20 protein-coding genes and 1 tRNA gene are annotated in these 23,049 nt (G+C 71.3%); 19 read left to right on the forward strand and 2 right to left on the reverse strand.

Annotated features, from left to right (window positions below; all coding sequences use genetic code 11):
• The first annotated feature begins 45 nt into the window (after nt 1-45).
• Nucleotides 46-942 carry an MBL fold metallo-hydrolase gene (locus ACZ6ZN_RS16695; protein WP_469646776.1) on the forward strand — a complete coding sequence of 299 codons (897 nt, stop codon included), beginning with the start codon at nt 46-48 and terminating at the stop codon, nt 940-942.
• Between the two features lie 255 nt (nt 943-1,197).
• Here the strand turns inward: ACZ6ZN_RS16695 and ACZ6ZN_RS16700 are convergent, their stop codons facing one another.
• A complete protein-coding gene (locus ACZ6ZN_RS16700) occupies nt 1,198-1,671 on the reverse strand; it encodes an Asp23/Gls24 family envelope stress response protein (RefSeq protein ID WP_469646779.1) in 474 nt (157 codons plus the stop codon).
• Nucleotides 1,672-1,798: 127 nt separating this feature from the next.
• Between ACZ6ZN_RS16700 and ACZ6ZN_RS16705 the strand changes: the two genes are divergently transcribed.
• Nucleotides 1,799-2,194: a hypothetical protein gene (locus ACZ6ZN_RS16705; RefSeq protein ID WP_469646781.1), complete on the forward strand. Its 396-nt coding sequence runs from the start codon at nt 1,799-1,801 to the stop codon at nt 2,192-2,194.
• A 204-nt stretch (nt 2,195-2,398) separates the two neighbouring features.
• Here the strand turns inward: ACZ6ZN_RS16705 and ACZ6ZN_RS16710 are convergent.
• A tRNA-Arg gene (locus tag ACZ6ZN_RS16710) sits at nt 2,399-2,470 on the reverse strand.
• A 176-nt stretch (nt 2,471-2,646) separates the two neighbouring features.
• On the opposite strand from ACZ6ZN_RS16710, the gene ACZ6ZN_RS16715 reads away from it, so the two are divergent.
• The 17 genes from ACZ6ZN_RS16715 (at nt 2,647) to ACZ6ZN_RS16795 (ending at nt 22,996) form a co-directional block, all read left to right on the forward strand.
• On the forward strand, nt 2,647-3,237 hold the full coding sequence (locus ACZ6ZN_RS16715) for a response regulator (RefSeq protein WP_451876204.1): 591 nt from the start codon (nt 2,647-2,649) through the stop codon (nt 3,235-3,237).
• Between the two features lie 203 nt (nt 3,238-3,440).
• Nucleotides 3,441-4,493 (forward strand): ArgS-related anticodon-binding protein NrtL, encoded by a 1,053-nt coding sequence (gene nrtL / locus ACZ6ZN_RS16720; protein ID WP_469646783.1) that lies wholly within the window; start codon nt 3,441-3,443, stop codon nt 4,491-4,493.
• 25 nt (nt 4,494-4,518) lie between these two features.
• Complete coding sequence (lysA, locus tag ACZ6ZN_RS16725; RefSeq protein ID WP_469646787.1) at nt 4,519-5,910, forward strand: diaminopimelate decarboxylase; 1,392 nt, start codon at nt 4,519-4,521, stop codon at nt 5,908-5,910.
• Nucleotides 5,911-6,063: 153 nt separating this feature from the next.
• On the forward strand, nt 6,064-7,356 hold the full coding sequence (locus tag ACZ6ZN_RS16730; protein ID WP_398106548.1) for a homoserine dehydrogenase: 1,293 nt from the start codon (nt 6,064-6,066) through the stop codon (nt 7,354-7,356).
• A gap of 6 nt (nt 7,357-7,362) precedes the next feature.
• Nucleotides 7,363-8,421 carry a threonine synthase gene (gene thrC / locus ACZ6ZN_RS16735; protein ID WP_398106547.1) on the forward strand — a complete coding sequence of 353 codons (1,059 nt, stop codon included), beginning with the start codon at nt 7,363-7,365 and terminating at the stop codon, nt 8,419-8,421.
• A 359-nt stretch (nt 8,422-8,780) separates the two neighbouring features.
• Nucleotides 8,781-9,710, forward strand: a complete 930-nt coding sequence (gene thrB / locus ACZ6ZN_RS16740; RefSeq protein WP_398106546.1) for a homoserine kinase — start codon at nt 8,781-8,783, stop codon at nt 9,708-9,710.
• A 402-nt stretch (nt 9,711-10,112) separates the two neighbouring features.
• Nucleotides 10,113-12,167, forward strand: coding sequence for a transcription termination factor Rho (rho, locus tag ACZ6ZN_RS16745; protein WP_469646789.1), 2,055 nt, complete (start codon nt 10,113-10,115; stop codon nt 12,165-12,167).
• 126 nt (nt 12,168-12,293) lie between these two features.
• Entirely contained in the window at nt 12,294-14,075 is a 1,782-nt protein-coding gene (locus ACZ6ZN_RS16750) for a trypsin-like serine protease (protein ID WP_469646932.1), read from the forward strand.
• A gap of 205 nt (nt 14,076-14,280) precedes the next feature.
• Nucleotides 14,281-15,417 carry an LCP family protein gene (locus ACZ6ZN_RS16755; RefSeq protein WP_469646792.1) on the forward strand — a complete coding sequence of 379 codons (1,137 nt, stop codon included), beginning with the start codon at nt 14,281-14,283 and terminating at the stop codon, nt 15,415-15,417.
• 172 nt (nt 15,418-15,589) lie between these two features.
• Nucleotides 15,590-15,811, forward strand: a complete 222-nt coding sequence (gene rpmE, locus ACZ6ZN_RS16760) for a 50S ribosomal protein L31 (protein WP_333933958.1) — start codon at nt 15,590-15,592, stop codon at nt 15,809-15,811.
• 105 nt (nt 15,812-15,916) lie between these two features.
• Nucleotides 15,917-16,993 (forward strand): peptide chain release factor 1, encoded by a 1,077-nt coding sequence (gene prfA / locus ACZ6ZN_RS16765; protein ID WP_451876184.1) that lies wholly within the window; start codon nt 15,917-15,919, stop codon nt 16,991-16,993.
• A gap of 50 nt (nt 16,994-17,043) precedes the next feature.
• Nucleotides 17,044-17,889, forward strand: a complete 846-nt coding sequence (gene prmC, locus ACZ6ZN_RS16770; protein WP_031117480.1) for a peptide chain release factor N(5)-glutamine methyltransferase — start codon at nt 17,044-17,046, stop codon at nt 17,887-17,889.
• A gap of 61 nt (nt 17,890-17,950) precedes the next feature.
• Nucleotides 17,951-18,598 carry an L-threonylcarbamoyladenylate synthase gene (locus ACZ6ZN_RS16775; RefSeq protein ID WP_369193700.1) on the forward strand — a complete coding sequence of 216 codons (648 nt, stop codon included), beginning with the start codon at nt 17,951-17,953 and terminating at the stop codon, nt 18,596-18,598.
• Nucleotides 18,595-19,275 carry an arsenate reductase/protein-tyrosine-phosphatase family protein gene (locus ACZ6ZN_RS16780; RefSeq protein ID WP_451876185.1) on the forward strand — a complete coding sequence of 227 codons (681 nt, stop codon included), beginning with the start codon at nt 18,595-18,597 and terminating at the stop codon, nt 19,273-19,275. Before ACZ6ZN_RS16775 ends, ACZ6ZN_RS16780 begins: the two co-directional genes overlap by 4 nt.
• A 193-nt stretch (nt 19,276-19,468) precedes the next feature.
• Nucleotides 19,469-20,707 (forward strand): serine hydroxymethyltransferase, encoded by a 1,239-nt coding sequence (locus tag ACZ6ZN_RS16785; protein WP_469646795.1) that lies wholly within the window; start codon nt 19,469-19,471, stop codon nt 20,705-20,707.
• A gap of 128 nt (nt 20,708-20,835) precedes the next feature.
• Nucleotides 20,836-22,173, forward strand: a complete 1,338-nt coding sequence (locus tag ACZ6ZN_RS16790; RefSeq protein WP_451876186.1) for an MraY family glycosyltransferase — start codon at nt 20,836-20,838, stop codon at nt 22,171-22,173.
• A gap of 406 nt (nt 22,174-22,579) precedes the next feature.
• The gene (locus ACZ6ZN_RS16795; protein ID WP_469646798.1) at nt 22,580-22,996 is read left to right on the forward strand and encodes a hypothetical protein; all 417 of its coding nucleotides are present in this window, start codon (nt 22,580-22,582) and stop codon (nt 22,994-22,996) included.
• The last annotated feature ends 53 nt before the right edge of the window (nt 22,997-23,049 follow it).

A 23,049-nucleotide genomic window follows, 5' to 3' on the forward strand; every position in this document is an offset into this window, starting at 1 on the left:
CACGGATAGTCCGGGCCTCCGCGTCCGTGAAGACGGGAGAACGCCATGCCGCGGTCAACCGACCACCACACCGGGTCCGGCGCGGCTGCCGAAGGACCGGCAGGGGCCGACGCACTCGACGTCCACTTCATCGGCAACGCGACGGTGCTGCTCTCCTACGGCCCCCTCACCCTGCTCACCGACCCGAACTTCCTGCACAAGGGCCAGTACGCCTACCTGGGCTACGGCCTGCTCAGCCGCCGCGTTACGGAACCGGCCCTGGACGTCCACGAACTCCCGCGCCTGGACGGGATCGTCCTCTCCCACCTGCACGGGGACCACTGGGACCGCCGGGCCCGCCGCCACCTCGATCACACGGTGCCGATCCTGACGACCCCGCACGCGGCCCGCCGCCTCAAGGTCCTGCACCGCTTCGAACGCACCGCGGGGCTGCGCACGTGGAAGTCGCTCACCCTGCAACGCGACGGCGTGCAGGTCACGGTCACCGCCCTCCCGGGCCGCCACGCCGGTCACGCCGCGCTGCGCCGCCTGCTGCCGCCGGTGATGGGCAGCATGCTCGAGTTCGGCCCGGCCGGCGGCCCGCCCCGGCTGCGGCTCTACATTTCCGGCGACACCCTCGTCTACGACGGCCTCGACGAGATCACCCGCCACTTCCCGTCCGCCGACCTGGCCGTGCTCCACCTCGGCGGCACCCGCCTGCCGGGCGGCTTCGTCGTCACGATGGACGGCCCCCAGGGCGCCGAACTCGCCCGCCGCCTGCGCCCCCGCCTGATCCTGCCGGTCCACTACGGCGACTACACGGTGATGCGCTCACCGCTGTCGGAGTTCCTGGCGGAGGCGGAGAAGATCGGCCTCGGCGACAGGATCGTCCACTGCGCCCACGGGGAACGGGCCCGGATCCCGGCGGAGGCCGGGGTGACCCCGGGCGTACGCACAGACTGAGCCCGCACGAGGCCCGGCCCGACGCACCGGGATGCCCGGACGCCGGACTGGAGATCGGGACGCAACTGGACGCAACTGGACGCCCCCTGGCGTAAGTCGCATAAGGCCGACGCCCGCCGCACCATCACCCTCCCACGGTGCGCACGGGCGCCGTCGAGGCTCTGGTCGGGACCGACCGGGCGCCGAACCGATCGCTAGCCGAACCGACCGCTCGCGGGACCGACCACCCATCGAACCGACCGCTCGCCGAGGCGATCAGGCGACCCGCCTCCCCCCTCCCTCTTCCTCCTCGTCGGGCTCGTCGGGAAGATGGACGTCGTCGACGGAGATGTTCACCTCCACGACCTCCAGCCCGGTCATCCGCTCCACCGCGTTGATGACGTTGGTCCGCACGTCGGCGGCCGTGTCGGTGATGGCGGCGCCGTACTCGACGACGACGTCCAGGTCGACGGCGGCCTGACGCTCGCCGACCTCCACCTTCACGCCCTGCGTCACACCGCTGCCCGAGCCGGGCACGCGCTGACGCACGGCACCGAAGGCCCGGGTCATCCCGCCGCCGAGGTTGTGGATCTCGGGAATCTCCCGGGCCGCCATGCCCGCGATCTTCGCCACGACCGTGTCCGCGATCGCGGTGCTCCCACGGGTCTCGGGGGCGCCTTTACCGCCCCGAGACGCGGAACCCGGGCCGGACCCGGTCGCGGCATTGCTGCGCTGAGTGGTCTCCGTCATGACCGTCACCTCGATGGTGGGTGAGGGGGTACGAGCAGCGTCTTTCCTTCCACGGTAGAACAGAGGGACAGAAGGGGCGAAAGTGCAGAAACCCCGGGCGGGCGCGAGAGGCCAGGAGGCAGGGGCCATGACGGATCCGCGAACGGTCCTGTGGCAGGCGCGCAAGGGACCGGTACCGCAGGACTGGCGCGTGTTCACCAAGAAGCGCGGCAAACTCTCCGGCTTCTTCCACGGAACGTCGGACGACCCGGACCCGCTCCTCGTGATCACGACGGGCGGCTCGGTGGAGTACGTCAGCGAGGCCAAGCCCTTGGCGATCGTCCTCTTCGACGACCTGACGGAGGTGAAATTGCGCGTCTCCACGACGGACTCGTCGTCACTGGTCTCCACGTGGCTGGACCTGCGCCACCGCAACGGCAACAAGACACGATGGAGCTCGGTCGGCTTCACGAACCACCTGGACGTGATCCAGGCCTTCCTCGAGTCCTACGGCGCACACAAGGCACTACGGGGGCACGGCTGAGCTTGTCGCGGGGGAGGGGAATGGTGGGCCGGGGACGAGGCCTCAACAGAGACGGCGAGGCGGTAAGTGCCCTCACTGACCAGTCAACGCCTCTGCAAGGAGCCACAACTTGCACCCACTTGAGCCGCACAGGCCTACCCATACGCGAAGACCCCGTCTCAGCTGAAATGCTGATGGCGGGGTCTTTGGGCACCTCATGCAAGGTGCCCCCGGCAGGATTCGAACCTACGCACACGGCTCCGGAGGCCGTTGCTCTATCCCCTGAGCTACGGGGGCGTGTCGGGCGGGAGCTGTTCGCTCGCGGCGACGGGTAGAACACTACCAGCTCCCTCGGGGTGGTCATGAACCACTTTCCGCGCTGCCTGGAGCAAGGCCTGTTCCGCCTCTAGGCGGGGTCAGCGCACGGGCCCGCACGACCGGCACGGCGTGCCGGTCGCCCGTGCGGGGTGGAAGTGGGGAAAACCCGGACGCGATGGCCGGGGGCGACCTACTCTCGAGTTGTGCCAGGCGCGTCGGGCCGGGTGCTTGTTGTCGACGACAACAAGGTCATCCGGCAGTTGATCAGGGTCAACCTCGAGCTGGAGGGGCTGGAGGTCGTGACCGCTGCCGATGGTGCCGAGTGTCTGGATGTCGTTCATCAGGTGCGCCCCGACGTCGTGACCCTCGATGTCGTCATGCCCCGGCTCGACGGGCTCCGCACCGCCGCTCGGCTGCGGGCCGACCCGCGTACCCGTGACGTCCCCCTCGCCATCGTCAGCGCCTGCAGCCACCACGAGATCGAGTCCGGCCTCGAAGTGGGTGTCGACGCCTTTCTGCCCAAGCCCTTCGAGCCCGCAGAACTCGTCCTCCTCGTGCGGCAGTTGGTTGAGCGTGCCCGGGGTGGCGGGCGGCTGCGGGGTGGTGGTTCCGGCGTCGGCAAGGAAGGTGACGCCTCCGCCCATCAGCCGGCGGCGGTCGAGTCGTCCGCCACGGGTGATCGGTCGGCCGTGGCTCATCCGCCCGTCGTCCCGCCCGTCGCCGCGGATCAGTCCATCGGGTCGTAGTCCCTTCTTCTTTCCTCCCCCTCACCACGTGAGGCTGCGCCCTCCGGGCATCCGGACCGCTGTGATGTCCGCCGGCGTCCGGGGCCTCCGCCTCAGGGTGATCTCCGCCCTTCTCCCGTCGCGCCCGCCGCCTCCGTCCACATCCCGGGACCCTCGGTAAACCGGTTCGCTTACCCACCCCCCTCCTCCCCTACGCTTGACCCGTGACCCCCGTCGAGCTCTCGCGCACCGTGCTGCACGCCGTGCGTCGTGCTGTCGACGAGGGGGAGCTGTGCGTGACCGTGCCCGAGCGGGTCGTGGTCGCGCCGCCCGGGCCCGGAGGGTGCGGTGACTACGCCACCCCCGTCGCGCTGCAGCTGGCCCGTGCGGCGGGGGAGTCCCCGCACCGCGTCGCCGGCATCCTGCGTTCGCGTCTGCTCCAGGAGCGTCGGGTCGCCGATGTCGTCGTCACCGGACCGGGGTTCCTCAATCTCCGTCTGCGCGATGACACCTCCGCCGACCTCGTCGCCGAGATCCTGCTGTGCGGGCAGCGGTACGGGCACGTCACCGCACCGAACCCGTCCGGCCGCCTCCTGCTCCGTTGTCCCGCCGAGGTGCGCGCCGTCGTCGTCGCCGACGCCCTCGCCCGCGTGGCCCGCAGCCAGGGGTACGCCGTCCGCGTCGCCTGCGACGGTCCCGTCGACCCGCAGTGGCCCACCGCCCTCGGACTCGACAGCGACAGCGACATCGACAGCGCGACGCACCCCGGCGACGGCACCCTCCCCGCCCTCCGCCCCGCACCCGCCCCCGCCGACCCCCTCCCCCTCGGCCGCGACGCCGCCCGCTGGGCCCTGCTGTACCCGGCCGGGCGCGACCGGCCCCGCGTCACCGGCGAGCACCTCGTGCAGCGGGAGAGCAACCCCCTCTTCCGCGTCCGGTACGCCCACGCCCGCACCCGGGCCCTGCTGCGCAACGCCGCCGACCTGGGCTTCCGCCCCGATCCCGGCCCGGTGGACGCCCCCTCCCTTCTCGCCGGCCTGCGCGACCACCCCCGCGTCCTCGCCGCCACCGTCGCGCACCGCGCTCCCGACCGGCTCGCCCGGCACCTCGTCGCCGTCGCCGACGCCACCCTGCCCGTGCTGCACTCCGTGCTGCCCCTGGGGGAGGAGAAACCCTCGGCCGCCCACCGTGCCCGGCTCGCTCTCGCCGAAGCCGCCGGGACGGTGCTGGCCGGCGGCCTGTCCCTGCTCGGTATCGACGCACCCGCACACCTCTGAGAGCCAAGAAGAGGCACACGAAACCATGAGCCGTTCCGCACACCCCGCCGGGCCCCGTCACGCCGATGTCCTTCCCGAGGGCCACTACTCCGCCCCGCCCGCCGACCTCAACGCGCTCGACCCCAAGGTGTGGGCCGGGACGGTCACGCGCGACGAGGACGGTGTCGTCACCGTCGGCGGGATCCCCGTCACGCGGCTCGCCGAGGAGGTCGGGACCCCGGCGTACGTCCTGGACGAGGCCGACTTCCGCGCCCGTGCGCGGGCCTGGCGCACCGCCTTCGGGACCGGCGCCGACGTGTTCTACGCCGGCAAGGCGTTCCTCTCCCGGGCCGTGGTGCGCTGGCTGCACGAGGAGGGGCTGAACGTGGACGTCTGCTCCGGCGGTGAGCTGGCCACGGCGCTGTCCGCCGGCATGCCCGCCGAGCGCATCGCCTTCCACGGCAACAACAAGTCCGTCGACGAGATCACCCGGGCCGTCGAGGCCGGGGTGGGCCACATCGTGCTCGACTCCTTCCAGGAGATCGTCCGCGTCGCCCACATCGCGCAGGGCCTGGGCACGCGGCAGAAGGTGCTCATCCGCATCACCGTCGGCGTCGAGGCGCACACCCACGAGTTCATCGCCACCGCCCACGAGGACCAGAAGTTCGGCATCCCGCTGGCCGGCGGGCAGGCCGCCGAGGCCGTACGGCGGGCGTTGCAGCTCGACGGCCTGGAGCTGGTCGGCATCCACAGCCACATCGGCTCGCAGATCTTCGACATGTCCGGGTTCGAGGTCGCCGCCCACCGGGTGGTCGGGCTGCTGAAGGACATCCGCGACGAGCACGGCGTCGAGCTGCCCGAGATCGACCTCGGCGGTGGGCTCGGCATCGCGTACACCAGCGGCGACGACCCGCGCGAGCCGCACGAGATCGCCAAGGCGCTCACCGAGATCGTCACGCGCGAGTGCGAGGCCGCCAGGCTGCGCACGCCCCGCATCTCGGTCGAGCCGGGGCGGGCCATCGTCGGGCCGACGGCCTTCACGCTCTACGAGGTCGGCACCATCAAGCCGCTCGACGGGCTGCGCACGTACGTCTCGGTGGACGGCGGCATGTCGGACAACATCCGCACCGCGCTGTACGACGCCGAGTACAGCGTCGCGCTGGTCTCCCGCACCTCCGACGCGGAGCCGATGCTGTCCCGCGTCGTCGGCAAGCACTGCGAGAGCGGGGACATCGTGGTCAAGGACGCGTTCCTGCCGGCCGACCTGGCGCCGGGCGACCTGGTCGCCGTGCCCGCCACGGGCGCCTACTGCCGGTCGATGGCCAGCAACTACAACCACGTGCTGCGCCCGCCGGTCGTCGCCGTGCGCGACGGCGAGGCCCGGGTGATCGTCCGCCGCGAGACGGAGGAGGACCTGCTGCGTCTCGACGTCGGCTGAGCCCGGCGCGCAGGCCCGGGGCGGCGGAAGATCTGCTGTCCGCCGCCCTGTGAAAATGAAATTGATGTCTCACGATCCGGACTCCGGGCAGAAAGTCCCGTCCGGTGAGTGAGACTGGATCCACCGATGACGGTCATGAGGAAACGAGGTCGGATGATGCGTACGCGTCCGCTGAAGGTGGCGCTGCTGGGCTGTGGAGTGGTCGGCTCAGAGGTGGCGCGCATCATGACGACGCACGCCGACGACCTCACGGCCCGCATCGGCGCCCCGGTGGAGCTCGCGGGCGTGGCGGTCCGGCGGCCCGACCGGGTCCGCGAGGGCATCGACCCCGCGCTCATCACCACCGACGCCACCGCCCTGGTCAAACGGGGCGACATCGACGTGGTCGTCGAGGTCATCGGCGGGATCGAGCCCGCCCGGGCGCTCATCACCACCGCCTTCGAGCACGGTGCCTCCGTCGTCTCCGCGAACAAGGCCCTGCTCGCCCAGGACGGGGCGGCCCTGCACGCCGTCGCCGAGCAGCACGGCAAGGACCTCTACTACGAGGCCGCCGTCGCCGGTGCCATCCCGCTGATCCGGCCGCTGCGCGAGTCCCTCGCCGGCGACAAGATCAACCGGGTGATGGGCATCGTCAACGGGACCACCAACTTCATCCTCGACAAGATGGACTCGACGGGCGCCGGGTACCAGGAGGCCCTCGACGAGGCCACCGCCCTGGGGTACGCCGAGGCCGACCCGACCGCCGACGTCGAGGGTTTCGACGCCGCCGCGAAGGCCGCCATCCTCGCGGGCATCGCCTTCCACACGCGTGTGCGCCTCGACGACGTCTACCGCGAGGGCATGACCGAGGTGACGGCGGCCGACTTCGCCTCCGCCAAGGAGATGGGCTGCACCATCAAGCTGCTCGCCATCTGCGAGCGGGCCGGGGACGGCGCGTCCGTCACCGCGCGCGTGCACCCGGCGATGATCCCGCTGAGCCACCCGCTGGCCTCCGTCCGCGGCGCCTACAACGCCGTGTTCGTCGAGTCCGACGCCGCCGGGCAGCTCATGTTCTACGGTCCCGGGGCGGGCGGTTCACCCACGGCCTCGGCCGTGCTCGGCGACCTCGTCGCCGTCTGCCGCAACCGGATCGGCGGCGCGACCGGGCCGGGCGAGTCCGCCTACGCCGCGCTGCCGGTGTCGCCCATGGGCGACGTGGTCACGCGCTACCACATCAGCCTCGACGTGGCCGACAAACCGGGCGTTCTCGCCCAGGTCGCGACCGTCTTCGCCGAGCACGGGGTCTCGATCGATACGGTTCGCCAGTCGGGGAAGGACGGCGAGGCCTCTCTCGTCGTCGTCACGCACCGCGCGTCCGACGCCGCCCTCACCGGCACCGTCGAGGCGTTGCGCAAGCTCGACACCGTGCGTGGTGTCGCCAGCATCATGCGGGTTGAAGGAGAGTAACCAGCAATGACCCACCAGTGGCGCGGAATCATCGAGGAGTACCGGGACCGGCTGCCGGTCTCCGACACCACGCCGGTCGTGACGCTCCGTGAGGGCGGTACGCCGCTCGTGCCCGCGCAGGTGCTCTCCGAGCGCACGGGCTGCGAGGTCCACCTCAAGGTGGAGGGCGCGAACCCGACCGGTTCCTTCAAGGACCGCGGTATGACCATGGCCATCACCCGGGCCAAGGAGGAGGGCGCCCAGGCCGTCATCTGCGCCTCCACGGGCAACACGTCCGCCTCCGCCGCGGCGTACGCCGTGCGGGCCGGGATGGTGTGCGCCGTCCTCGTGCCGACGGGCAAGATCGCGCTCGGCAAGATGGGCCAGGCGCTGGTCCACGGCGCGAAGATCCTCCAGGTCGACGGCAACTTCGACGACTGCCTCACGCTGGCCCGCGGCCTCAGCGACAACTACCCGGTGGCACTGGTCAATTCGGTCAACCCGGTACGGATCGAGGGCCAGAAGACGGCCGCGTTCGAGATCGTGGACATGCTGGGCGACGCGCCCGACCTCCACGTCCTCCCGGTGGGCAACGCGGGCAACATCACGGCCTACTGGAAGGGCTACACGGAGTACGCCGCCGACGGGATCGCCTCCCGCAAGCCCCGGATGTGGGGTTTCCAGGCCTCCGGCAGCGCCCCGATCGTGCGCGGCGAGGTGGTCAAGGACCCCTCGACCATCGCCACCGCCATCCGCATCGGCAACCCGGCCTCGTGGAACTTCGCGCTCGCCGCGCGGGACGAGTCGGGCGGGCTCATCGACGAGGTGACGGACCGTGAGATCCTGCGGGCCTACCGGCTGTTGGCGTCGCAGGAGGGTGTCTTCGTGGAGCCGGCGTCCGCCGCGTCCGTCGCCGGTCTGCTGAAGGCCGCCGAGCAGGGCAAGGTCGACCCGGGCCAGCGGATCGTCTGCACGGTCACCGGCAACGGGCTGAAGGACCCCGACTGGGCCGTCGCCGGCGCCCCGCAGCCGGTCACCGTGCCCGTGGACGCGGCCGCCGCGGCGGAGCGCCTGGGTCTCGCCTGAGGGCGCCCGGACCCGCTGTGACGTGCGCCGACGCTTCGAGCGCCGGTGCCCGTCCGGCACGGTCCGGCGTAAGGCGGCGCCCGCCGGGGAAGGGTTCCGGCGGGGGGTGCACAGGGGGCTTGCGACACGCATCGTGCGCCTGCTGTGCGCCCTATGTCGCCGCAGAACCTTCCTTCGATAGGCTGTACTGAACCCGCCCGCCGCATATGCCTCCGCAGGAGCGCGGTGCCGCGCCGTCTCCGCGGCCGGGCAGCGGCCGGCCCTCCCGGCCGGCGGCGGCCCCCGGGGTTCCCGTACGGCATCGCATGTCCATCGAACGTCATTCGACAATCACGCAGCTCAAGGAGAGTCATCGAGCGATGGCCGGTCCAGCGTTCCGCGCCGCCGCCGTCCGGGTGCGCGTCCCCGCCACCAGCGCCAACCTCGGCCCGGGCTTCGACGCCCTCGGCCTCGCGCTGGGCTTGTACGACGACGTCGTCGTCCGGGTGGCCGACTCCGGGCTGCACATCGACATCGCGGGTGAGGGCAGCGAGACGCTCCCGCGCGACGAGCGGCACCTCCTCGTACGGTCCCTGCGCACCGCCTTCGACCTGCTGGGCGGGCAGCCGCGCGGACTGGAGATCGTCTGCGCCAACCGCATCCCGCACGGCCGGGGCCTCGGCTCCTCCTCCGCCGCCATCTGCGCCGGGATCGTCGCCGCCCGGGCCGTGACCATAGGCGCCGACGCCAAGCTCGACGACACCGCGCTGCTGGAACTGGCCACCGAGATCGAGGGCCACCCCGACAACGTCGCGGCCTGCCTGCTGGGCGGCTTCACCCTGTCCTGGATGGAGGGCGGCGCCGCCCGCGCGATCAGGATGGACCCGGCCGATTCCATCGTTCCGGTGGTTTTCGTGCCCGCCAAGCCGGTGCTGACCGAGACGGCGCGAGGACTGCTCCCGCGCAGCGTTCCGCACGTCGACGCGGCCGCCAACGCCGGCCGGGCCGCCCTGCTCGTCGAGGCCCTCACCCGCCGCCCCGAGCTGCTGCTGCCCGCCACCGAGGACCGGCTGCACCAGGAGTACCGCGCCCCGGCCATGCCCGAGAGCGCGGCGCTGGTGGAGCGGCTGCGCGGCGACGGCGTCCCCGCGGTCATCTCCGGTGCGGGGCCCACGGTCATGGCACTGGCCGACGCGGACACGGCCGACAAGGTCGAGGCCCTGGCCGGCGCCGAATGGGCCGCCAACCGGCTCGGCCTCGACGCGCAGGGGGCGAGCGTGCTGCCGCTGACGGCGTCCGGCGACATCTGACGCCACACGGTTGCCGGATTTCGAGAGGGGGAATGTTTGTTGGATCCGGTAGTGTTAACCTCAAGTCTGCACCCGACCCCACCATGGCGAGGTGCCTCGTGTCCCCGTCCGGGACAGACATTCTTCCGGGAGCCCCCCAAGCCGCACTGTGTGCCGTACGTCGGACCGTACGCCGTACGAGGACACTGAGCGGAACGCAGGGCGCGCTCCGGAACCGGTGCTCCCACGCCGCGTGACACTGACACTGGGTGCCACGACTCAAGGAAGCGCCATCACCAGATTCCTCCGCCGCTTAGGCGGACCACCGCCCCGGCACGGTTCACACCACACGGACCGAAGCCGGACAGCACAACCGGTCGCCGAGCCAGACAGGCCGACGTCCGCTCCAGGGAAGGACCCTTCGTGAGCGACACCACCGATCTGATGGGCGCACGTGTCGAGGAGACCGCTGCCGCGCCCGCCACGGACGCCTCCGCGCCTGCCACCGGTGCCGGCTCCCGGCGGCGCCGCGGTACCGGCCTCGAGGGCATGGTGCTGGCCGAGCTGCAGCAGGTCGCATCCGGCCTCGGCATCAGGGGCACCGCGCGGATGCGCAAGAGCCAGCTGATCGAGGTCATCAAGGAGGCGCAGGCGTCCGGCGGCGCCGCCCCGGCCGCCAAGGCCGACGCGGGCGACGCGGGTGCCGAGACCAAGCCCAAGCGCCGCGCGACCTCCCGCGCCCGTACGGGCGACAACGCCGACGGTGCCGGCAAGGCCGAGAAGAAGGACGCGAAGGAGGCCCCGAAGGCCCCCGCGGACCAGGCCGACAAGGCCGCGGCCCAGCAGCAGATCGAGATCCCGGGACAGCCCGCCGGCGGCGAGGACGCCCCGGCCGAGCGCCGTCGCCGCCGCGCCACCGCCGATGCCGGAGCTCCCGCCTCCGCTTCCGGGACGGTCGCGGCCGAGGCGAAGAACGACGGCAAGGCCGAGACCCCGGCCCCGCAGCAGTCGCAGAACAACAACGACGCCAAGTCCGACGCCGGTGACGGCGGCGAGGGCCGCCGGCGCGACCGCCGCGACCGCGACCGGGACCGCGGCCGGGACCGCGACCGCGGCCGCGGGGGCAAGGGCGACGACCAGCAGGGCGGCGGCCGTCAGGACCGCGGCCAGCAGCAGAACCAGCAGGGCGGCGGCCGTCAGGACCGCGGCCAGCAGCGGGCCGACGAGGACGGGGACGACTTCGAGGGCGGCCGCCGGGGCCGCCGCGGCCGCTACCGCGACCGCCGGGGCCGTCGTGGCCGCGACGACATCGCGACCGAGCCGCAGATCAACGAGGACGACGTCCTGATCCCGGTCGCGGGCATCCTCGACATCCTCGACAACTACGCGTTCATCCGGACCTCCGGCTACCTGCCCGGCCCGAACGACGTGTACGTCTCCCTCGCCCAGGTCCGCAAGAACGGCCTGCGCAAGGGCGACCACATCACCGGCGCGGTCCGCCAGCCCAAGGAGGGCGAGCGCCGCGAGAAGTTCAACGCGCTGGTCCGCCTGGACTCCGTCAACGGCATGGCGCCCGAACACGGCCGCGGCCGCCCGGAGTTCAACAAGCTCACCCCGCTGTACCCGCAGGACCGCCTCCGCCTGGAGACGGACCCGGGCGTGCTCACCACCCGCATCATCGACCTCGTGTCGCCGATCGGCAAGGGCCAGCGCGGTCTGATCGTGGCCCCGCCGAAGACCGGCAAGACCATGATCATGCAGGCGATCGCCAACGCGATCACGCACAACAACCCCGAGTGCCACCTGATGGTCGTCCTCGTCGACGAGCGTCCGGAAGAGGTCACCGACATGCAGCGGTCGGTCAAGGGCGAGGTCATCTCCTCGACCTTCGACCGCCCGGCCGAGGACCACACCACCGTCGCCGAGCTCGCCATCGAGCGCGCCAAGCGCCTGGTGGAGCTGGGTCACGACGTCGTCGTGCTGCTCGACTCGATCACCCGTCTGGGCCGTGCGTACAACCTCGCCGCCCCGGCCTCCGGCCGCATCCTGTCCGGTGGTGTCGACTCGACGGCGCTGTACCCGCCGAAGCGGTTCTTCGGTGCCGCGCGCAACATCGAGGACGGCGGCTCGCTCACCATCCTCGCCACCGCGCTCGTCGACACCGGCTCCCGCATGGACGAGGTGATCTTCGAGGAGTTCAAGGGCACCGGCAACATGGAGCTCAAGCTCGACCGGAAGCTCGCCGACAAGCGCATCTTCCCGGCGGTGGACGTCGACGCGTCCGGCACCCGCAAGGAGGAGATCCTGCTCGGCAACGAGGAGCTCGCGGTCGTCTGGAAGCTGCGCCGGGTGCTGCACGCGCTCGACCAGCAGCAGGCCATCGAGCTGCTCCTCGACAAGATGAAGCAGACGAAGTCGAACGTCGAGTTCCTGATGCAGATCCAGAAGACGACGCCGGCGCCGGGCAACGGCGACTGACGACGGCACTGCGCACAAGGGCCGCTCCCCGCACGGGGGGCGGCCCTTCGTGATGGTTGTGTACACGCTAGGATCACGCTTCCTTCGAACTTGTGATCCCGAGGGGGGACATACGTGGGTACACCCATGTCCGGGGGCGGTCGGCACAGACGCCGGATACGCTTCGCGCTGCCCGTCGCCGCCGCCGGCCTCGCGGCCGCCGTGGCCAGCACGCTGCTGACGACGTCCGCGGGCGCCGCCACCTCGCTGCCGCGGCCGACGGTCGAGCCGGCCGTCAGCTCGCCGTCGCTCGCCGAGCTGCAGAAGCGGGTCGCCGGCGCCATGGCCGGTGACGACGTCGCCGGCCGGACGGGCAAGACCTCGCTCAGTGCGGGCACCGTCGAGGGCCGCATCGACCCGAAGATCATCGGTGGCAACGAGACCACCATCAGCACGGCCCCGTGGATGGCGCAGCTCCACTACTACGACGACCGGGGCACCTCCAGCACCGGCGACGACCTCGGCTTCTTCTGCGGCGGCGCCGTCGTCGCGCCGACGAAGATCCTCACCGCCGCGCACTGCGTCAAGGGCTACGACTGGAAGAACAACGGCGCCGTCATCACCGGCACCTCCCAGCTGCCCGACGGCGACGACATGCACGGCGGCACCGTCACCGGTGTCTGGCGCCAGTGGAACCACCCCTCCTACAGCGCCACGACCATCGACAACGACATCGCGGTGCTGACCCTGCCCGTCGCGGTCAAGGCCACCCCGATCCGCATGACGACGTCCGGCGACACCACGTCGTACAAGGCCGGCACCAGCGCCAAGGTGTACGGCTGGGGCCGCACCAGCTCCACCAGCGACGACATCTCCGACACCCTGAAGACCGCCACGCTGCCCATCCAGTCCGACACGACCTGCTCCGGCGCGTACGGCAGTGACTTCGTCAAGGGGCACATGGTCTGCGCGGGCAAGCCCGCCACCGGCAGCGACAGCGGGACCACCACCGCCTGCAACGGCGACTCCGGCGGCCCCCTGGTCGTGAACAACCGGATCGTCGGTGTCGTGTCCTGGGGCGTGACCGACTGCGTCGCCCGGGGCGCCTACAGCGTCTTCAGCAAGGTCAGCTCCTACGTCGGCGCCGCCTACCCGCGCCTGGACGACACCAACATCAGCGGTGACCACAAGGCCGACCTGTGGGTGCGCAACGCCTCCACCAGGACCGGCTACTCCAAGGACTCCAAGGGCACGTCGTTCGCCGCCCGCGAGTCCTGGGGCGACTGGAACGGCGTCAACGTCGTCCTGCAGACCGACCTCGACCGCGACGGGTACCAGGACCTGGTCTACCGGCGCAGCAGCGACGGCGACGTCTTCTGGACGCACTTCGTCGTCTCCAGCGGTACCTGGACCACCAAGCAGATCTTCGACAACTGGAAGACCCGCACCCGGATCGTCACCCCCGGTGACGTCACCGGCGACTACCTGCCCGACCTGCTCTCGGTGGACTCCGCCGGCGTGCTGTGGATCTACCCGGGCAAGGGCAACGGCACCTTCGCCACCCGCGTGCAGGTCGGCTCCGGCTGGAACCAGTACAACTCCGTGCGCGGCAAGGGCGACTTCACCGGCGACGGCAAGACCGACCTGATCGCCCGCGCCAAGTCCGGCAGCGCCCTGTACCTGTACAAGGGCACCGGCAAGTCCGGCTCGGGCGCCTTCTCGGCCCGGGTCAAGGTGCGCACGTGGGACGGCTACAACGCCTTCGACGCACCCGGTGACGTGACCGGCGACGGCAAGGCCGACTTCCTGGCCCGCACCCCCGGCGGCACGCTCTACCTGTACGCCGGCACCGGCAAGGCGACCAGCGAGATCTTTGCCACAAGGAAGTCCGTCGGCACCGATTTCCAGCAGTACGACATCTTCGGCTGAAAGCCCAGGTGAGCGGGTACGGCCCGCGACGTACGACCACGCACTGTGCCCACCGCCGCACGCGGTGGGCACAGTGCGTCGTGCAACCCTTTCCCGAGTTTCTCCGTCCTCCCGGGCGGAGCGACGATGGTGCGAGGAGGAGGTTCGTCTCCACGCCTGGCGCTGACCGCAGGGGGTAATGGACCGTAGACGAGCTGAGGAGCACATGTCTGCCGAGAGCACACCGGGCCCGGACATACCGGGCGAGACCGGCACCGAGGGAACGCGCAGCCGCGCCAAGGGGCGGCGCCGCAAGCCCCGCACGCGACACAAGGGGCTGGTGATCGCGGCCTGGACGGCGGCGGGCATCGTCGTCCTGGGCGGCACCGGAGTGGGGTACCTGTACTTCAAGCTCAACGGCAACCTCAAGAGCGTCGACATCGACCAGGCCCTCGGCGCCGACCGGCCAGAGAAGGCCGACAACGGCTCCGAGAACATCCTCGTCCTCGGCTCCGACACCCGCGCCGGCGGCAACAAGAAGATCGGCGGCGGCACCGACGACGGCAGCGCCCGCTCCGACACGGCGATGATCGTGCACGTGTACAAGGGCCACCGGAAGGCCAGCGTCGTCTCCGTCCCGCGCGACACCCTCATCGACCGCCCGGCCTGCACCGACACCGAGGGCGGCGAGCACCCCGCCGCGCGCGGCGTGATGTTCAACTCCGCCTACTCCACCGGCGGGGCCGCCTGCGCCGTGAAGACCGTCGAGTCGATCACGGACCTGCGCATGGACCACTACCTGGAGGTCGACTTCGCCGGCTTCCAGAAGCTCGTCGACGACCTCGGCGGGGTCGAGATCACCACCACCGAGGCCATCGACGACCCCGACAGCCACCTGAAGCTCAAGGCCGGCACGCACAGACTCGACGGGGAGCAGGCCCTCGGCCTGGTCCGCACCCGCCACGGCGTCGGCGACGGCTCCGACCTCGGCCGCATCCAGCTCCAGCAGGCGTTCATCAAGGCCCTGGTCCACCAGCTCAAGGACGTCGGCGTCCTCTCCCACCCCAAGAAGCTGCTCGACCTCGCCGAGACCGCGACCAGGACGGTGACGACCGACTCCGACCTCGGCTCGGTCAACCGGCTCGCGTCCTTCGCGAACGGCCTCAAGGGCATCAGCCCCTCCCACCTGCACATGGTCACCATGCCGGTCGCCTACGACCCGGCCGACCCCAACCGCGTGCTGCTGCGGGAGAAGAAGGCCGACGAGATCTGGAAGGCCCTCGCGCACGACAAGCCGATCCCCAGGAGCGCGACGACGGGCAACGCCTCAGGAGAGGCCAAGGGCGTCGTGAGCGCCCCGTAAGGGGCGCGGGGAACCGGGCGAGCAGCCGCAGGCGGCCCGCAGGGAACAAACAACGGCAACCCCCGGTTTTGGGGGATGGCCCCAGTCCTGGCAGACTGGTACGTCGGCCCCGGTTCACGCCCCCGCAGCCCGCGGCGGCGACCCGGCGCCCTCCCGGAACCTAGGAGACACCTTGAAGCGCGACATCCACCCCGCGTACGTCGAGACGCAGGTCAGCTGCACCTGCGGCGCGTCGTTCACCACCCGCAGCACCATCGAGTCCGGCACCATCCGCGCCGATGTCTGCTCCGAGTGCCACCCGTTCTACACGGGCAAGCAGAAGATCCTCGACACCGGTGGCCGCGTGGCCCGCTTCGAGGCCCGCTTCGGCAAGGCCGCCGGCTCCAAGAAGTAGCGAGCCCCGATTCGCCGGTCCGCGGACGCGCCCCCTCACCGGGTGCTCCGGGACCGGCGTTTTTGGTCGCCCGCCCTTCACCCCCGTCCCGCACAGGAGCCCAAGATGTTCGAGGCCGTCGAGGAACTCGTCGCCGAGCACGCCGACCTGGAGAAGAAGCTCGCCGACCCGTCGGTCCACTCCGACCAGGCCAACGCGCGCAAGCTGAACAAGCGTTACGCCGAGCTCACCCCCATCGTCGCCACCTACCGCTCCTGGACGCAGACGGGCGACGACATCGAGACCGCGCGCGAACTGGCCGCCGACGACCCCGACTTCGCGGCCGAGGTGAAGGACCTGGAGCGGCAGCGCGAGGAGCTCACGGAGAAGCTGCGCCTGCTGCTCGTCCCGCGCGACCCCAGCGACGACAAGGACGTCATCCTGGAGATCAAGGCGGGCGCGGGCGGCGACGAGTCGGCCCTGTTCGCCGGCGACCTGCTGCGGATGTACCTGCGCTACGCCGAGCGCGTCGGCTGGAAGACCGAGATCATCGACGCCACCGAGTCCGAGCTCGGCGGGTACAAGGACGTCCAGGTCGCCGTGAAGACCAAGGGCGGCCAGGGCGCCACCGAGCCCGGGCAGGGCGTGTGGGCACGGCTGAAGTACGAGGGCGGTGTGCACCGCGTGCAGCGCGTGCCCGCCACCGAGTCCCAGGGCCGGATCCACACCTCCGCGGCCGGTGTCCTCGTGACGCCCGAGGCCGAGGAGATCGACGTCGAGATCAACCCCAACGATCTGCGCATCGACGTCTACCGCTCCTCCGGCCCCGGCGGGCAGTCCGTCAACACCACCGACTCCGCCGTGCGCATCACGCACCTGCCCACCGGGGTCGTCGCCTCCTGCCAGAACGAGAAGAGCCAGCTGCAGAACAAGGAGCAGGCCCTGCGTATCCTGCGCTCCAGGCTCCTCGCCGCCGCGCAGGAGGAGGCGGAGCGCAACGCCGCCGACGCCCGCCGCAGCCAGGTCCGCACCGTCGACCGCTCCGAGAAGATCCGGACGTACAACTACCCGGAGAACCGCATCTCGGACCACCGCGTCGGCTTCAAGGCGTACAACCTGGACCAGGTCCTGGACGGCGACCTCGACGCGGTGATCCAGGCCTGTGTCGACGCCGACTCGGCGGCGAAGCTGGCGGCCGCGTAAGACGACGTGCGCGCGCGCCCGAGCACGTACGAGCACTACGGAGGACTTGCGTGAACCTGCTGCTCGCGGAGGTGGCCCAGGCCACCCAGCGGCTCGCCGACGCCGGCGTGCCCTCGCCGCGCACCGACGCGGAGGAGCTCGCCGCGTTCGTGCACGGCGTCAAGCGCGGCGAGCTGCACTCCGTCAAGGACTCCGACTTCGACGCCCGGTACTGGGAGGTCATCGCCCGCCGCGAGGCCCGCGAGCCCCTCCAGCACATCACCGGGCGCGCCTACTTCCGCTACCTGGAACTCCAGGTCGGGCCCGGGGTGTTCGTGCCGCGGCCCGAGACGGAGTCGGTGGTCGGCTGGGCCATAGACGCCGTGCGCGCCATGGACGTCGTCGAGCCGTGCATCGTCGACCTGTGCACCGGCTCCGGCGCGATCGCGCTCGCCCTCGCCCAGGAGGTCCCGCGCTCGCGCGTGCACGCCGTCGAGCTGTCCGAGGACGCCCTGCAGTGGACGCGCAAGAACGTCGAGGGGTCCAGGGTCGACCTGCGCCAGGGCAACGCCCTGACGGCCTTCCCGGACCTCGACGGCCAGGTCGACCTGGTCATCTCCAACCCGCCGTACATCCCGCTCACCGAGTGGGAGTACGTCGCCCCCGAGGCGCGCGACTACGACCCCGACATGGCCCTGTTCTCCGGCGAGGACGGCCTGGACCTGATCCGGGGCCTGGAGCGCACCGCGCACCGGCTGCTGCGCCCCGGCGGCGTCGTCGTCGTCGAGCACGCCGACACCCAGGGCGGCCAGGTGCCGTGGATCTTCGCCGAGGACCGCGGCTGGACCGACGCCGCCGACCACCCGGACCTGAACAACCGTCCGCGCTTCGCCACGGCCCGCAAGGCACTGCCGTGAGCCCGGCGCGTTCCCCGCGAACTTCGACCCAGCAGTACGTGTACGAGGAGGCCAGCTGAAGATGGCACGGCGATACGACACCAACGACGCGACCGACCGTGTGACCGGTCTGCGCGAGGCAGCGTCCGCCGTCCGCCGAGGCGAGCTCGTGGTGCTGCCGACGGACACCGTGTACGGCATCGGCGCGGACGCGTTCTCCGCGGAGGCGGTCGCCGACCTGCTGGACGCCAAGGGCCGGGGCCGCAACATGCCCACGCCCGTCCTCATCGGCTCCCCGAACACGCTGCACGGCCTCGTCACGGACTTCTCCGAGCTGGCCTGGGAGCTGGTCGACGCCTTCTGGCCGGGCGCCCTGACGCTCGTCGCCCGGCACCAGCCGTCCCTCCAGTGGGACCTCGGGGACACCCGGGGCACGGTCGCCGTGCGCATGCCCCTGCACCCGGTCGCCATCGAGCTGCTCACCGAGGTCGGCCCCATGGCCGTGTCGTCGGCGAACCTCACGGGCCACCCGGCGCCGGAGGACTGCGACGCCGCGCAGCAGATGCTCGGCGACTCCGTCTCCGTCTACCTCGACGGCGGCCCGACCCCGGGCAACGTGCCGTCGTCCATCGTCGACGTCACCCGCGAGGTCCCGCTGCTGCTGCGGGCCGGCGCCCTCTCGGCGGACGAGCTGCGCAAGGTCGTACCCGACCTCGAGGTGGCGAATTGACGTCCCCCGGAACGGGGCGCGGCATAGGCAACGGGGAAAGCGCGGCGGAGATCACGACGACCTTCGTGGGACTTCCGCGCGACAGCTTCCGCATCCTCCACGTCAGCACCGGCAACGTGTGCCGCTCACCCATCACCGAGCGGCTGACCCGCCACTTCGTGGAGGAGCGACTGGGTGTGCTCGGCGGCGGCCTCATCGTGGAGAGCGCGGGCACCTGGGGTCACGAGGGCGCGCCCATGGAGGCCCACGCGGAGACCGTCCTCGCCGACTTCGGCGCGGACGCCTCCGGCTTCACCGGGCGCGAGCTCCTCGACGAGCACGTGATCCGCGCGGACCTGGTGCTGACCGCCACCCGCGACCACCGCGCCCAGGTCATCTCCATGGGCCACTCGGCGGGCCTGCGCACCTTCACGCTCAAGGAGTTCACCCGCCTGGTGAAGGCCATCGACCCGGTGACCCTGCCCCCGCTGGAGGAGGGCGTGGTCACCCGCGCGCGTGCTCTGGTGCGCGCCGCGGCCGCGCTGCGCGGCTGGCTCCTGGCCCCGGACGCCGAGGCGGACGAGGTCTACGACCCGTACGGGGCGCCGCTGACGTTCTTCCGCTCCATCGGCGACGAGATACACCAGGCGCTCGACCCGGTCGTCACGGCCCTCACCGGCGTTCCCGCACGGACGTAGCGGCCGAGCGCCCCGGGGGCCCCGGGCCTACATTGGACGTACGTCACCCCGGCGCGTGAGCCGAAGGGGCGCGTCGGCCCTGAGAGGCCGAACGCGCGGAGGCCCGGAGGGCTGAGCACGATCGGCCCTCGGGACCGACTCAGGCGCCCCGGAGGCGAACCGCCCAGAAAAGCGACGCCGCCCGGAGCCCACCATGACGGTCACCCCTGCCATCGAGGCCGACGTCCTGCACCGCCAGGACCCGGAGCTCGCCGACCTTTTGCTCGCCGAACGGGAGCGGCAGGCGACCACGCTCCAGCTGATCGCCGCGGAGAACTTCAGCTCACCCGCCGTGCTGGCCGCGCTCGGCTCACCCCTGGCCAACAAGTACGCCGAGGGCTACCCGGGCGCGCGCCACCACGGCGGCTGCGAGATCGTCGACGCCGCCGAACGCCTCGCCGTCGACCGGGCCAGGGCCCTGTTCGGCGCCGATCACGCCAACGTCCAGCCCCACTCGGGCTCTTCGGCCGTCCTGGCCGCCTACGCGGCCCTGCTGCGCCCCGGGGACACCGTCCTGGCGCTGGGCCTGCCGCACGGCGGCCACCTCACGCACGGGTCGCCCGCCAACTTCTCCGGCCGCTGGTTCGACTTCGTCGGCTACGGGCTGGAGGCCGACTCGGGGCTCGTCGACCACGAGCAGGTGCGCGCCCTGGCCCGCGCGCGCCGGCCCAAGGCGATCGTGTGCGGCTCCATCGCCTACCCCCGCCACCTGGACCACGCCTTCTTCCGCGAGGTCGCCGACGAGGTGGGCGCCTACCTCATCGCGGACGCCGCGCACCCGCTGGGGCTGGTGGCCGGGGGAGCGGCCCCGAACCCGGTGCCGTACGCGGACGTCGTGTGCGGCACCACGCACAAGGTGCTGCGCGGCCCGCGCGGCGGGCTGATCCTCTGCCGGGCCGAACTGGCCGAGCGGGTCGACCGGGCCGTGTTCCCCTTCACCCAGGGCGGCGCCCAGATGCACACCGTCGCCGCCAAGGCCGTCGCCTTCGGGGAGGCGGCAACACCGGCGTTCTCCGCGTACGCCCATCAGGTGGTGGCGAACGCGCGCGTTCTCGCGGCGCGGCTGGCCGCCGAGGGCCTGGTGGTCACCACCGGCGGCACGGACACCCACCTCATCACCGCCGACCCGGCCCCGCTCGGCGTCGACGGCCGCACCGCCCGGGGCCGGCTGGCCGCGGCCGGGCTGGTCCTGGACTGCTGCGCGCTGCCGCACGGCGACGCCCGGGGACTGCGTCTGGGCACCGCCGCCGTCACCACCCAGGGCATGGGGGAGACGGAGATGACGCGGATCGCGCAGCTGCTCGCGCGGGTGCTCCGGAACGTGACGGATCCCTCGACGGCTCGTGAAGAAGTGCGGGAGCTGACCGGTGGATTCCCGCCGTACCCCCGCTGAGCGGGGCGGGCGCGCCCGGGTGCGCGGCTGATCGTGCAACCATCGTCGCTACCCGGAAGTCCCCACTCATATGCGCGCATCGCTAGGGTGTGAGGCTGAGATGGCCAGCGAGACCTGTGGGGAAGCCCGTGCGTGAATACCTGCTGACGCTCTGCATCACGGCCGCGGTGACGTATCTGCTCACAGGGCCGGTGCGGAAGTTCGCGATCGTGGCGGGCGCGATGCCGGAGATCCGGGCCCGCGACGTGCACCGGGAACCCACTCCGCGGCTCGGCGGGATCGCGATGTTCTTCGGCCTGTGCGCGGGCCTGCTGGTCGCCGACCACCTCACCAACCTCAACCAGGTCTTCGAGACGTCGAACGAACCGAGAGCCCTGCTGTCCGGAGCGGCGCTGATCTGGCTGATCGGCGTCCTGGACGACAAGTTCGAGATCGACGCCCTCATCAAGCTGGGCGGTCAGATGATCGCCGCGGGCGTGATGGTCGTGCAGGGTCTGACGATCCTGTGGCTGCCGGTCCCGGGCGTCGGCTCGGTCGCGCTCACGCAGTGGCAGGGCACGCTGCTCACCGTCGCGCTGGTCGTCATCACGATCAACGCGGTCAACTTCGTGGACGGCCTCGACGGCCTCGCGGCCGGCATGGTCTGCATCGCGGCCACGGCGTTCTTCCTGTACGCCTACCGCATCTGGTTCTCCTACGGCATCGAGGCCGCCGCCCCGGCCACGCTGTTCTCGGCGATCCTGATGGGCATGTGCCTGGGCTTCCTGCCGCACAACATGCACCCGGCGCGGATCTTCATGGGCGACTCGGGCTCCATGCTGATCGGGCTGGTTCTGGCCGCCGGCGCGATCTCCATCACGGGGCAGGTCGACCCGGACGCGCTGAACCTGTACGCGGGATCCGAGAAGGAGGCCGTGCACCAGACGGTCCCCGTCTACATCCCGCTGCTGCTGCCGCTGACGATCATCGCGGTGCCGGCCGCCGACCTGATCCTGGCGATCGTGCGCCGCACCTGGCGCGGGCAGTCGCCGTTCGCCGCCGACCGGGGCCATCTGCACCACCGGCTGCTGGAGATCGGGCACTCGCACAGCCGCGCGGTGCTGATCATGTACTTCTGGTCGGCGCTGATCGCCTTCGGCGCGCTGGCCTACTCGGTCAACTCGGCGTCCATGTGGATCGTGCTGGGCGTGGTCTTCCTCAGCGCGATCGGGCTGATCCTGCTGCTGCTGCCGCGCTTCACGCCGCGTGCGCCGCGCTGGATGGAGCGGTTCGTGCCGCCGCGCTACCGGCGTCGCGGGGCGGTGTCGGAGGTCGCGCCGGGTGCCTCGTCCCCGGAGCCGCCCACGGACGAACCGGCCCCCACCGACCCGGACCACCGCACCCCGGTGGCCTCTGGGGTGTCGGGCGCCAACGGGGCTACGGCCATCGGCGCCCGTTCCTACCCTCTGGACCCGCCCCGCACCTGACCCGCTCAGTCCTGGAGCGCGGCCGCCACGAACACAGTGGCGGCCGCGCTTTGTGCTGTGCGCTTGAGGCGTCGTGGGGCCGTGGTGTTCAGCGGGACGTCTCCACAATGGCTAAAACGTTTGTTCGAAACCGGAGGGAGGTCATCAAGATCGACCTCAGGATGCGGGCATATCGGTATCTCTTGGCCGACAGTCAGGGATGGGAGGGCTCGGGCCGTTCCTCCTGCAAAGGGAAGCCGGTGCGCGTTTCGGCTTCGTTTCCGCAGCTGCAATCGCTTTCCCGGTCAGTGCTGCGTTGAGACGGTTCGCCTGTGCGTGTTAGAAAACCAGCGTTCGGGGGCGGGCTGGCGTGCACATGACAGATCAGCCCACTGCCCATGACCAATCAGAACAAGGGGGAGTAAGCATGCGAAAGCTTGCAGGCGCCGCTGTCGCAGCCGTTCTGACGGCCGGAACGCTCGGGGTCGGTGCGGCGGAGGTGTCGGCTGCCACGTCCACGGCGCTGCCGACGGGCAAGTTCCACATCAGCACCGTGCCCGCGCAGAAGAAGGAGTCCAGCGAGAAGTTCAAGGCGACGATGACCGGCAAGATCCAGTTCACGCTGACCAAGAAGCAGTACGACCACTCCATCGGTGTGCGTCTCATTACGTGCGGGGGTGACTGGAAGTCCCTGACCGGCTGGGAGGACTTCAAGAAGGAGTACGGCGACTACTACACCTTCGACAAGAAGGTGAAGAAGGGGACCTGCTTCAGGGTCCAGTCAGGCCGCTCCTGGGCCGGCAACATCGACGGCAAGGTCAAGGGACACCTGAAGAAGGCCTGACTCCCGCCCCTCGAGGGTGAGTGAACGGCTGGGGCCGTGCGCGAGTGCACCGC

It is taken from the genome of Streptomyces sp. NPDC053665 (assembly GCF_055585285.1).

Coding starts and splice junctions, on each gene's coding strand:
- ACZ6ZN_RS16695 (WP_469646776.1), top strand. CDS start 46: ATGCCGCGGTCAACCGACCACCACACCGGGTCCGGCGCGGCTGCCGAA.
- prfA (WP_451876184.1), top strand. CDS start 15,917: ATGTTCGAGGCCGTCGAGGAACTCGTCGCCGAGCACGCCGACCTGGAG.
- ACZ6ZN_RS16700 (WP_469646779.1), bottom strand. CDS start 1,671: ATGACGGAGACCACTCAGCGCAGCAATGCCGCGACCGGGTCCGGCCCG.
- lysA (WP_469646787.1), top strand. CDS start 4,519: ATGAGCCGTTCCGCACACCCCGCCGGGCCCCGTCACGCCGATGTCCTT.
- thrB (WP_398106546.1), top strand. CDS start 8,781: ATGGCCGGTCCAGCGTTCCGCGCCGCCGCCGTCCGGGTGCGCGTCCCC.
- ACZ6ZN_RS16785 (WP_469646795.1), top strand. CDS start 19,469: ATGACGGTCACCCCTGCCATCGAGGCCGACGTCCTGCACCGCCAGGAC.
- ACZ6ZN_RS16795 (WP_469646798.1), top strand. CDS start 22,580: ATGCGAAAGCTTGCAGGCGCCGCTGTCGCAGCCGTTCTGACGGCCGGA.
- thrC (WP_398106547.1), top strand. CDS start 7,363: ATGACCCACCAGTGGCGCGGAATCATCGAGGAGTACCGGGACCGGCTG.
- ACZ6ZN_RS16750 (WP_469646932.1), top strand. CDS start 12,294: ATGTCCGGGGGCGGTCGGCACAGACGCCGGATACGCTTCGCGCTGCCC.
- ACZ6ZN_RS16775 (WP_369193700.1), top strand. CDS start 17,951: ATGGCACGGCGATACGACACCAACGACGCGACCGACCGTGTGACCGGT.
- ACZ6ZN_RS16730 (WP_398106548.1), top strand. CDS start 6,064: ATGATGCGTACGCGTCCGCTGAAGGTGGCGCTGCTGGGCTGTGGAGTG.
- ACZ6ZN_RS16705 (WP_469646781.1), top strand. CDS start 1,799: ATGACGGATCCGCGAACGGTCCTGTGGCAGGCGCGCAAGGGACCGGTA.
- ACZ6ZN_RS16755 (WP_469646792.1), top strand. CDS start 14,281: ATGTCTGCCGAGAGCACACCGGGCCCGGACATACCGGGCGAGACCGGC.